General features: G+C 74.1%; 1 protein-coding gene (cut by a window edge). It reads left to right on the top strand.

The window, feature by feature from the left end:
- Window positions 1–7 precede the first annotated feature (7 nt).
- Window positions 8–12273 carry the 5' portion of an SDR family NAD(P)-dependent oxidoreductase gene (locus AB0E98_RS09585; protein ID WP_361700479.1) on the top strand. 19039 nt of this gene lie beyond the right edge of the window, so only the first 12266 of its 31305 coding nucleotides appear in the window; the start codon lies at window positions 8–10; its stop codon lies off the right edge, out of view.

Here is a 12273-nt window from a genome sequence, read left to right as displayed (position 1 = left end):
AAGCACCATGACCAGCAGCACCGAAGACAAGCTCCGGGACTATCTCAAGCGCGTCACCGCGGACCTGCGGCGAGCGAAGCAGCGGCTGGAGACCGTCGAGGCCAAGGACAGCGAGCCCATCGCCGTCGTCGGCATGGCCTGCCGCTTCCCCGGCGGCGTCGCTTCCCCCGAGGACCTGTGGCGGCTCGTCGACGGCGGAGTCGACGCGGTCGGCGACATCCCCACCGACCGCGGCTGGGACTTCGACGCCCTCTACGACCCCGAGCCCGGCAAGCCGGGGAAGAGCTATGTGCGCCAGGGTGGCTTCCTCACCGGGGCGGCCGACTTCGACGCGGAGCTCTTCGGCATCGCCCCCCGCGAGGCGCTGGCCATGGACCCGCAGCAGCGGCTGCTGCTCGAATCGGCCTGGGAGGCCGTCGAACGCGCCCGCATCAACCCCGCCTCCCTGCGCGGCAGCGACACCGGCGTCTTCGTCGGCGGCGCCGACACCAACTACGGCTCGCTCGCCTCCCGCACCGACGAGACCGAGGGCCACCTGCTCACCGGCGGCGCCACCAGCGTCCTGTCCGGCCGCATCGCCTACACCCTCGGCCTCGAAGGCCCGGCCGTCACCGTGGACACGGCCTGCTCCTCCTCCCTCGTCGCCCTCCACCTCGCCGTCCGCGCCCTGCGCTCCGGCGAGTGCTCCCTCGCCCTGGCGGGCGGCGTTGCCGTGATGCCCACCACCAGCCTCTTCACCGAGTTCTCCCGCCAGCGCGGACTCGCCCCCGACGGCCGCTGCAAGCCCTTCGCCGACGCCGCCGACGGCACCGGCTGGAGCGAGGGCGTCGGCGTCCTCCTCGTCGAACGTCTCTCCGACGCCCGCCGCAACGGCCACCGCGTCCTCGCCGTCGTCCGCGGCACCGCCGTCAACCAGGACGGCGCCAGCAGCCGCCTCACCGCCCCCAACGGCCCCTCCCAGCAGCGCGTCATCCGCGCCGCCCTCGCCAACGCCCAGCTCACCCCCGACCAGGTCGACGCCGTCGAGGCCCACGGCACGGGTACGACGCTCGGCGACCCGATCGAGGCCCAGGCACTGCTCGCCACCTACGGCCAGGACCGGCCCGCCGGGCAGCCGCTGCGCCTCGGCGGCATCAAGTCCAACATCGGCCACGCCCAGGCGGCGGCCGGCGTCGCCGGCGTCATCAAGATGATCATGGCCATGCGGCAGGGCGTCCTGCCGCCCACCCTCCACGTCGACGAGCCCACCTCGCACGTGGACTGGTCGGCGGGCGCCGTCGAACTGCTCACCGAGCGCCTCGACTGGCCCGCCACCGGCCGCCCGCGCCGCGCCGCCGTCTCCGCCTTCGGCATCAGCGGCACCAACGCCCACGTGATCCTGGAGCAGGCCGAGGCGGAGCCCGCCGCCGAGGAGCGGGAACCCGCCGTGACCCCCGGCGTGGTGCCCTGGGTGCTCACCGGCAAGACGGAGGAGGCCCTGCGCGCCCAGGCCGCCCGCCTGCTGGACCACGACGCCGGACACCCCCTGGACGTCGGCCACTCCCTCGTGGCCACCCGGGCGGGCCTCCCGCAGCGCGCGGTCGTCCTCGGCGACGGCTCCGAAACCCTCACCCGGGCCCTGACCGCACTCGCCTCCGGCGAGCCCGACGCCGGCCTCGTCCAAGGCGCGGCCGCCCCGGGCAGGACGGCCTTCCTCTTCTCCGGCCAGGGCTCCCAGCGACTGGGCATGGGTCGCGAACTCCACGGCCGCTTCCCGGCGTTCGCCGAAGCCTTCGACGCCGCGTGCGCCGCACTGGACGAGCACCTGGGCCGCTCCCTCCGCGACATCGTCTGGGGCGAGCAGCAGGACCTGCTCGACCAGACCGTGTACGCCCAGGCCGGGCTCTTCGCCGTCGAGGTCGCCCTGTTCCGGCTCGTGGAGTCCTGGGGCGTCCGCCCCGAATACGTCGCCGGGCACTCGCTCGGCGAGATCACCGCCGCCCACGTCGCGGGCGTCCTCCCGCTGGCCGACGCGTGCGCCCTCGTCGCCGCCCGGGGCCGGCTGATGCAGGCCCTGCCGCGGGGCGGGGCCATGGCCGCCCTCCGCGCCACCGAGGACGAAGTCCTGCCGCTGCTGACGGACGACGTGTCGATCGCCGCCGTCAACGGCCCGTCCTCCGTCGTGATCTCCGGCCGCCAGGACGCCGTCGACCGCATACGCGCCCACTTCACCGCCGAAGGCCGCAAGACCAGCCGGCTGCGGGTCTCCCACGCGTTCCACTCCCCGCTGATGGAACCGATGCTGGACGACTTCCGCACCACCGTCGCCGCCCTGACCTTCGCCCGCCCGGACCTGACCGTCGTCTCCAACGTCACCGGCGGCCTCGCCGACGACGACCAACTGCGCTCCCCGGACTACTGGGTCTGCCACGTCCGCGAGGCCGTCCGCTTCGCCGACGGCATCCGCACCCTCCACGCGGAAGGCGTCACCCGCCTCCTGGAACTCGGCCCCGACGGCACCCTCTCCGCCATGGCCCGGGAATCCCTCCCCGACGAGACGCTCGCCGTCCCCGCCCTCCGCAAGGACCGCCCGGAGGAACCGGCCCTCCTCACCGCCCTCGCCCACCTCTCCACCCAGGGCACGGACGTCGACTGGACCGCCTTCTTCACCGGCACCGGAGCCCGCGACACCGACCTCCCCACCTACGCCTTCCAGCACCGGCGCTACTGGCCCGAGCCCGCCCCCGCCACCGGCGACGTCGGCACCGCCGGCCTCGAAGCGACCGACCACCCGCTGCTGAGCGCCGCCGCCTCCGTGGAACTCCCCGACGGCGGCGACGGCCTGCTGCTCACCACCCGCCTGTCGGTACGCACCCACCCCTGGCTCGCCGACCACATGGTCCTGGGCTCCGTCCTCCTGCCCGGCACCGCCTTCGTCGAACTCGCCATCCGCGCCGCCGACGAGGTCGGCTGCGATCGCATCGAGGACCTGACCCTCGCCGCGCCCCTCGTCCTCCCCGAGGACGGCGGCGGCGTCCAGCTGCAATTGCACATCGGCCCCGCCGACGACGCCGGCCGCCGCACCCTCACCGCCCGCTCACGCCCCGAAGGCGACGGCGAACGCCCCTGGACCCGCCACGCCACCGGCGTGCTCAGCGGCACCGGGGAGGAGGAGCAGCCGGCCGGGGCCGCGGCCCTCGACACCACCGTCTGGCCGCCCACCGGCGCCGAGCCCGTCGAACTGGCCGGCCTCTACGACCGGATGGCCGTCGGCGGCTTCGACTACGGCCCGCTCTTCCAGGGCCTGCGCTGCGCCTGGCGGCGCGGCGACGAGATGTACGCCGAGGTGTCCCTGCCCACGACCGGCGAGGGCGACGCCGCGGCCTACGGCATCCACCCCGCGCTGCTCGACGCCGCCCTCCACGTCACCGCGTTCAACGGCATGGAGCGGGGCGTCCTGCCCTTCTCCTGGGAGGGCGTCACCCTCCACGCGTCCGGCGCCTCCGCGATCCGCGTCCGCGTCGTCCGCACGGGCGACGACTCGGTCTCCGTGACCGTCGCCGACGCCGAGGGCGGCCCCGTCGCCTCGGTCGACACGCTCGTCCTGCGGGCGGTCTCGGCCGACCGCGCCGACCGGCTGACGGGCGCGGGCGCGGGCGCCACGGGCACGGTCGGCCGGGACTCCCTGTTCCAGCTGCGCTGGACACCCGCGCCCCAGCGCGTGACCCGGCCGGGCGCCGACCGGGACCCGATCGCGGTCGTGGGCACGGAGGCATCCACTGCTCTCCCCGCCGACCGCTACGTCCACCGAACGGACCTGGCGGCACTGGCCGAGGCCGGCGACGTACCCGGCACCGTCCTCGTCCCCGTGGCGGGCGACGGCTATCCGGACGCCGTCGTGGACTCCGTCCACACGGTGACGGCCCGGGTGCTGGAACTCGTCCAGGATTGGCTGGCGGACGAGCGGTTCGCCGGGTCGCGGCTGGTGTTCACGACCCGGGGCGCCACGGCAGGCAACGACCTCGCCGCGGCGGCGGCGTGGGGCCTGGTGCGCTCGGCACGCTCCGAGCACCCGGACCGCTTCGGCCTGCTGGACCTGGAGGGCGACCAGGCGGCCTGCCTCACCGCCCTCCCGCAGGCCCTCGCCCTGACCCCCGACGAGCCGCAACTGCTCCTCCGCGACGGCGAGATCCTCGCCGCGCGACTGACCCGTGCCACACCCCAGGAGACCGCGGGCTCCCCCTGGAACCCGGACGGCACCGTCCTCGTCACCGGCGGCACGGGCGGCCTCGGCCGCGCCGTGGCCCGCCACCTGGTGACCGCGCACGGCGTACGGAACCTCCTTCTCGTCAGCCGCAGCGGCCCCGCCGCCGACGGCGCCGGGGAACTGGCCCGCGAACTGACCGACCAGGGCGCCGACATCACCGTCGAAGCCTGCGACGTCACGGACCGGGCGGCGGTGGACGACCTGGTGGCACGGCACCGCGTCACGGCCGTCGTCCACACCGCGGGCGTCCTCGACGACGGCGTCGTGGAATCCCTGACGCCGGAGCGGCTCGCCACCGTCCTCCGCCCGAAGGCCGACGCGGCCTGGCACCTCCACGAGGCGACCAGGGACCTCGACCTCGACGCCTTCATCACCTTCTCCTCCGTCTCCGGCGTCTTCGGCGGCCCGGGCCAGGCCAACTACGCGGCAGGCAACGCCTTCCTCGACGCGCTCGCCCAGCACCGGCGGGCCACCGGCCGCACCGCCGTCTCCATGCCGTGGGGTCCGTGGACCCAGGACGGCGGCATGACCGGCACCCTGTCGGACGTCGACATCCGGCGCATCGCCCGCTCGGGCATGCCCGAACTCACCCCCGCCGAAGGCGTCGCCCTGTTCGACGCCGCGCTGACGGTCGACGACGCCGTCGTCCTGCCCGTCCGCTTCGACCTCCCCGCCCTGCGGGCCCGGGGCGACGCCCCCGCGCTCCTGCGCGGCCGGGTCCGCGGCCGCGCCCGCCGCTCGGCGGCGGCGGCCGCCGGACTCGTCGGCCGCCTGAGCGGGCTGGGCCCGGTCGAGCGCCGAGAGGTGCTCCAGGACCTGGTCCGCGGCCAGATCGCGGTGGTCCTCGGCCACGCGGACGCGGACACGGTGAAGGCGTCACGCGCCTTCCAGGACCTCGGCTTCGACTCGCTGACGGCCGTCGAACTCCGCAACCGCCTGAACGCGGCCACGGGCCTGCGTCTCCCGGCCACCGTGGTCTTCGACTACCCGACCCCGGAGGCCCTGGTCGGCTTCCTGCTGGACGAACTGTTCGGCGGCACGGAGCCGGAGGAGTCGCCCCGAGCGGCCGTCGGCACGCTGCCGGCGGTGGCCGACGACCCGGTGGTGATCGTCGGGATGAGCTGCCGTTACCCGGGTGGCGTGTCGTCCCCGGAGGACCTGTGGCGGCTGGTGTCGGAGGGCGTGGACGCGGTCTCCGACTTCCCGGCCGACCGCGGCTGGGACGTCGAGGCCCTCTACAACCCCGACCCCGAGGTGCCCGGCACCTCCTACACCCGCTCCGGCGGCTTCCTCCACGAAGCGGGCGAGTTCGACCCGGAGTTCTTCGGGATGAGCCCTCGTGAGGCCCTGGCGACGGACTCCCAGCAGCGGCTGCTGCTGGAGGCGACGTGGGAGGCGATCGAGCGCACGGGCATCGACCCGCTGACCCTGCGCGGCAGCAGGACCGGTGTCTTCGCCGGCGTGATGTACAACGACTACGCGAACATGCTGGTCGGCGACCAGTTCGAAGGCTTCCGGGGCAACGGCAGCGCCGCCAGCATCGCCTCGGGCCGGGTCTCGTACACCTTCGGCCTGGAGGGCCCGGCCGTCACGGTCGACACGGCCTGCTCGTCGTCGCTGGTCGCCCTGCACTGGGCGGCCCAGGCGCTGCGCTCGGGCGAGTGCTCGCTGGCGCTGGCCGGCGGTGTGACGGTGATGTCGACGCCGACGACGTTCGTGGAGTTCTCCCGCCAGCGCGGACTCGCGGCGGACGGCCGCAGCAAGGCCTTCGCGGACGCCGCCGACGGCGTCGGCTGGGCGGAGGGCGTCGGCATGCTGGTCCTGGAGCGCCTGTCGGACGCCCGTCGCAACGGGCACCGGGTGCTGGCCGTCCTGCGCGGTTCGGCGGTCAACCAGGACGGCGCTTCGAACGGTCTGACGGCCCCGAACGGCCCGTCGCAGCAGCGGGTGATCCGCCAGGCGCTGGCGAGCGCCGGGCTGTCGACGGCTGACGTCGACGCGGTGGAGGCGCACGGTACGGGCACCACCCTGGGTGACCCGATCGAGGCGCAGGCGCTGCTGGCCACGTACGGTCAGGACCGGGCGGAGGACCGGCCGCTGTGGCTGGGTTCCGTGAAGTCCAACATCGGGCACACGCAGGCCGCCGCCGGTGTCGCCGGAATCATCAAGATGGTCATGGCGATGCGGCACGGAGTCCTGCCGCACACCCTGCACATCGACGAGCCGTCCACGCACGTGGACTGGTCGGCGGGCGCGGTGGAGCTTCTGACGGCACCTGTCGAGTGGACGGCCGCGGAAGGCGGCCGACGACGGGCGGGCGTCTCGTCGTTCGGCGTCAGCGGGACGAACGCGCACGTGATCCTGGAGCAGGCCGAGCCGGAGCCGGAGCTTGTGGAAGCCCCGGAGCCGGGCGCGGTCGTGCCCTGGGTGCTGTCCGGCAGGACCGAGGAGGCCCTGCGGGATCAGGCGTCGCGTCTCCTGGCACATTTCGACGGGCAGCGTCCCGTGGATGTGGGTTTCTCGCTGGTGTCGAGCCGGTCGGGCTTCGCGCATCGCGCGGTGGTGCTGGGCGCGGACGCGGAGTCGCTGACGGGGGCGCTCGCGGCGCTGGCGTCGGGTGAGCCCGCTGCCGGTGTGGTCGAGGGCTCGGCGGGGGACTCGGGCAGGACGGCGGTGCTGTTCTCCGGCCAGGGCTCCCAGCGGCTGGGCATGGGCCGTGAGTTGTACGGGCGCTTCCCGGTGTTCACCGACGCGTTCGACGCGGTCTGCGCGGGCCTCGACGAGCACTTGGACCGGCCTCTGCGCGAGGTGATCTGGGGCGAGGACGAGGACCTGGCCAACCAGACCGTCTACACCCAGGCCGGGCTGTTCGCGGTCGAGGTGGCGTTGTTCCGGCTGGTGGAGTCGTGGGGTGTGCGGCCGGAGTATGTGGCCGGTCATTCGATCGGTGAGGTCGCGGCGGCGCACGTCGCCGGGGTCTTCTCCCTGGCGGACGCGTGTGCGCTGGTGGCGGCCCGTGGCCGTCTGATGCAGGAGCTGCCCGCCGGCGGTGCGATGGTGGCGGTCCAGGCCACGGAGGACGAGGTCCTGCCGCTGGTCGCGGACGATGTCACGATCGCGGCCATAAACGGCCCCTCGTCCGTGGTGGTCTCGGGCGCGGAGGAAGCGGTCGCAAGGATCGCCGGGCACTTCGAGGCCGAGGGCCGGAAGACGAGCCGTCTGCGCGTCTCGCACGCCTTCCACTCGCCGCTGATGGCACCGATGCTCGGGCGGTTCCTGGAGGTCGTGGAGGGCCTGTCCTTCGGCACGCCGGCCGTCCCGGTCGTCTCCAACCTCACCGGTGACCTCGCCGAGCCCGGGGAACTGGCCTCCGCCGCCTACTGGGTCCGCCACGTCCGCGAGGCCGTCCGCTTCGCCGACGGGATCCGCACCCTCCACGCCGCGGGCGTGACCCGCTTCCTGGAGCTGGGCCCGGACGGTGTGCTGACCGCCATGGCCCGCGAGTCGCTGACCGACGAGGCCGCCGTGCTCGTGCCCGTCCTGCGCAAGGACCGGCCCGAGGAACTGACGGCACTCACCGCCCTGGCACACCTCCACGTCTCCGGTGCCGACGTGGACTGGGCCGCCGTGTACGCCGGGACGGGCGCGCGACGCGTGGACCTGCCGACGTACGCGTTCCAGCACCAGCGGTTCTGGCCCACGGGCACGATCGCACGCGCCGGGGACGTCCGCTTCGCGGGCCTGGGTTCCGCCGACCACCCGCTGCTGGGCGCGACGGTGGAGCTCGCGGGCTCCGACGGCTTCCTCTTCACGGGACGCCTGTCGCTCCAGACCCACGCTTGGCTGGCCGATCACGCCGTCCTGGGTTCGGTGCTGGTGCCGGGTACGGCGCTGGTGGAGCTGGCGCTGCGGGCCGGTGACGAGGTCGGCTGCGCGGGACTGGAGGAGCTGACGCTCGCCGCGCCGCTCGTCCTGCCCGGGCAGGGCGGCGTCCAGGTGCAGGTCCGGGTGGGCGAGCCCGACGAGTCGGGCCGCCGCGCCGTGACCGTCCACTCGCGCGAGGGCGACGAGCCGTGGACGCTGCATGCCGACGGTTTCCTCACCGCTGAGGACGCCGAACCGCAGATTTTCGATGCCGTGGCGTGGCCGCCGGCGGGTGCCGAGCCGGTCGATGTCGCGAACAGCTATGAGGAGTTCGCGGAGGCGGGCTTCGACTACGGCCCGGTGTTCCAGGGCCTGCGGGCGGCCTGGAAGCTCGGTGACGACGTGTTCGCCGAGGTGGCGCTGCCCGAGGACGTGGACGGTGGCGCGTACGGTCTGCACCCGGCGCTCTTCGACGCCGTCCTGCACGCCTCCGCGCTCACCGGCTCCGAGGACCGCCGCGGCGTCCCGTTCTCGTGGACCGGGGTCGCGCTGCACGCCACGGGAGCGTCCGCGGTACGGGCCCGTATCCGCGCCGCCGCCGACGGCGGGCTGTCCATCGCTGTGACGGACACGGCCGGTGTCCCGGTCGCGTCCGTGGAGTCGCTGGTGGTCCGGCCGGTCTCGGCCGACCAGCTCCGCACCGCCGACCGCGACTCGCTCTTCGCCCTCGACTGGACCCCGGTCCAGGCCATGGACGCCGAAGCCGTGCCGTACGCGGACCTCGCGACGCTGACCGACGACGATGCCGTTCCGGCCGTTGTCGTGGCCTCGGTGACGGCGGTGGTCGACTCCGGTGACGTGGCGGACTCGGTCCACACCGCGACCGCACGCGCTCTTGAGCTCGTCCAGTCGTGGCTCGGTGAGGAGCGGTTCGCGTCCTCGCGTCTGGTGTTCACCACCCATGGGGCCGTCGCGGGCGACGATCTGGCGGGTGCCGCTGTTTGGGGGCTGGTCCGGTCGGCGCAGCTGGAGAGCCCGGGCCGGTTCGGCCTGGTGGATCTCGACGGCGACGACACCTCTGTCCTCTCCCGGGCGCTGGCCGTGGACGAGCCGCAGCTGCTGATCCGTGGCGGCGAGGTGCTGGCTCCCCGGCTGGCCCGCGTCACGGCGGTGCCGGCGGACGGGGTTTCCTGGCGGGCCGACGGTACGGTCCTGGTCACGGGCGGTACGGGCGGTCTCGGCCGTATCGTCGCCCGGCACCTGGCCTCCCACCACGGGGTGCGCGGTCTCCTGCTGGTCAGCCGCAGCGGACTCGCCGCCGAGGGCGCCCAGGAGCTGGTGGCGGAGCTGACCGCCGAGGGTGTCGACGTGGCCGTGGAAGCGTGCGACGTCGCGGACCGCGCGGCGGTGGCGGATCTCGTCTCACGGCACCGCATCACGGCCATCGTGCACACCGCCGGTGTACTCGACGACGGAATCATCGCTTCCCTCACCCCGGATCGTCTCTCCGCCGTCCTGCGGCCCAAGGTCGACGCTGTCTGGAACCTCCACGAAGCGACCAAGGATCTCGACCTCGACGCCTTCGTCGCCTTCTCCTCCGTCGCCGGTACCTTCGGCAGCGCGGGACAGGCGAACTACGCGGCAGGCAATGCCTTCCTCGACGCTCTCGTCATGCGTCGTCATGCCGAGGGGCTGGCCGGCGCTTCGCTCGCCTGGGGACCGTGGGCCCAGGACAGCGGCATGACCGGCACGCTGACCGACGCCGACGTCCAGCGGATCGCGCGTTCCGGTATGCCGGTGCTGTCCGTCGAGCAGGGCCTCGCGCTGTTCGACGCCGCCCTGCCGACGGCCGCGTCGCGGCCGGCGCTGCTGCCCGTACGCCTGGATCTCGCGGCCCTGCGGGCGCGGGGCGAGGTGCCCGCGCTGCTGCGTGGCCTCGTCCGCACCCGCGCCCGGCGTACGGCCGGCACGGGCACCGCTGTCGCCTCCGGGCTGGTACGGCGGCTGGCGGCGGTCCCCGAGGCCGAGCGGCGCGACGCGCTGCTGGACCTCGTCCGTACGCAGATCGCCGTCGTGCTGGGCCACGCGGACGCGGGCACGGTCGATCCGTCCCGGGCCTTCCAGGACCTCGGCTTCGACTCCCTGACCGCCATCGAGCTCCGCAACCGGCTCGGCAGGACGACGGGCCTGCGGCTCCCCGCGACGGCGGTGTTCGACTACCCCACCGCCCGGGCCCTGGTGGGTCACCTGTACGACGGGCTCTTCGGGGCGGAGCCGGAGGCTTCGCTCCAGGCCGTCGGCGCGCTGCCGTCGCTCGTCGACGATCCGGTGGTGATCGTCGGGATGAGCTGCCGCTTCCCGGGCGGGGTCTCGTCCCCGGAGGAGCTGTGGCGGCTGGTGTCGGAGGGCGTGGACGCGGTCTCCGGCTTCCCGACGGACCGCGGCTGGGACCTCGACGACCCGGACCGTGAGAGCGCCGTCGCCACCCGGTCCGGTGGATTCCTGCACGACGCGGGCGACTTCGACCCCGAGTTCTTCGGCATGAGCCCCCGCGAGGCCCTGACCACCGACGCCCAGCAGCGGCTGCTGCTGGAGACGACGTGGGAGGCCCTGGAGCGGGCCGGAATGGACCCGGCCACGCTGCGCGGCAGCAGGACCGGTGTCTTCGCCGGCGTGATGTACCACGACTACGCCCAGCTCCTGGCCGGGCGTGAGTTCGAGGGCTATCAGGGCAGCGGCAGCGCGGGCAGTGTGGCGTCGGGCCGGGTGTCGTACACCTTCGGCTTCGAGGGCCCGGCGGTGACCGTCGACACGGCCTGCTCGTCCTCGCTCGTCGCCCTGCATCTGGCGGCGCAGGCGCTGCGTTCGGGTGAGTGCTCGCTGGCGCTGGCCGGTGGCGTGACGGTGATGTCGACGCCGCTGACCTTCGTCGAGTTCTCCCGCCAGGGCGGGCTCTCCGCCGACGGCCGGTGCAAGTCCTTCGCGGACGGCGCCGACGGCGTCGGCTGGGGCGAAGGCGCCGGCATCCTCGTGCTGGAGCGGCTGTCGGACGCCCGTCGCAACGGTCACCGGATCCTGGCGACCGTGCGGGGCTCGGCGGTCAACCAGGACGGCGCGTCGAACGGTCTGACGGCCCCGAACGGCCCGTCGCAGCAGCGGGTGATCCGCCAGGCACTCGCCAGCGGCGGACTGTCCACCGGCGATGTCGATGTCGTCGAGGCCCATGGCACGGGTACGACGCTGGGTGACCCGATCGAGGCACAGGCGCTGCTGGCCACGTATGGCCAGGGGCGGCCGGAGGACCGGCCGCTGCTGCTCGGCTCGGTGAAGTCGAACCTCGGTCACACGCAGGCGGCGGCGGGTGTCGCCGGGATCATCAAGATGGTCATGGCGATGCGTCATGGCGTCCTGCCGCGCACGCTGCATGTCGACGAGCCGTCGTCGCACGTGGACTGGTCCGCGGGTGCTGTGGAGCTGCTGACGGAGCAGACGGTCTGGCCTGAGGGCGCGGGGCCGCGCAGGGCGGGTGTGTCGTCGTTCGGCATCAGCGGTACGAACGCGCACGTGATCCTGGAGCAGGCCGAGCCGGAGCCGGAGCACGATGGTGACACCCAGGAGTCGGGTGCCGTACTGCCCTGGCTGCTGTCCGGCAGGACCGAGGCGGCCCTGCGGGATCAGGCGGCGCGACTGCTGACCCACCTCCAGGACCAGCCGGAGCTGCGGCTCACCGATGCCGCGCACTCGCTGGTGACGAGCCGGGCGGTCTTCCCCCACCGGGCCGTGCTGCTGAGCGCGGACCGCGACGACGTCCTGCGTTCCCTGTCGGCGCTCGCGGACGGCCGGCCGGAGGAGCACGCGGAGGGAACGACGCGCTCCGGCAAGGTCGCCTTCCTCTTCTCCGGCCAGGGCTCCCAGCGGCTCGGCATGGGCCGGGAGCTGTACGCGCGCTTCCCCGTGTTCGCGGAGGCGCTGGACGCGGTGTGCGCCGGGCTGGACGAGCACCTGGGCCTGGACCTGCCGCTCCGCGACGTCGTCTGGGGCGACGACCCGGAGGCGCTGAACCGGACCGTGCACGCCCAGACGGGACTCTTCGCCGTCGAGGTCGCGCTCTTCCGGCTGCTGGAGTCCTGGGGCGTACGCCCGGACCAGTTGCTCGGCCACTC

Source organism: Streptomyces sp. NPDC037389 (genome assembly GCF_040636475.1).
Classification (GTDB): domain Bacteria; phylum Actinomycetota; class Actinomycetes; order Streptomycetales; family Streptomycetaceae; genus Streptomyces; species Streptomyces hesseae.
The sequence above is the reverse complement of the archived record's forward strand: the minus strand, read 5'-3'. Positions and strand labels throughout refer to the sequence as shown.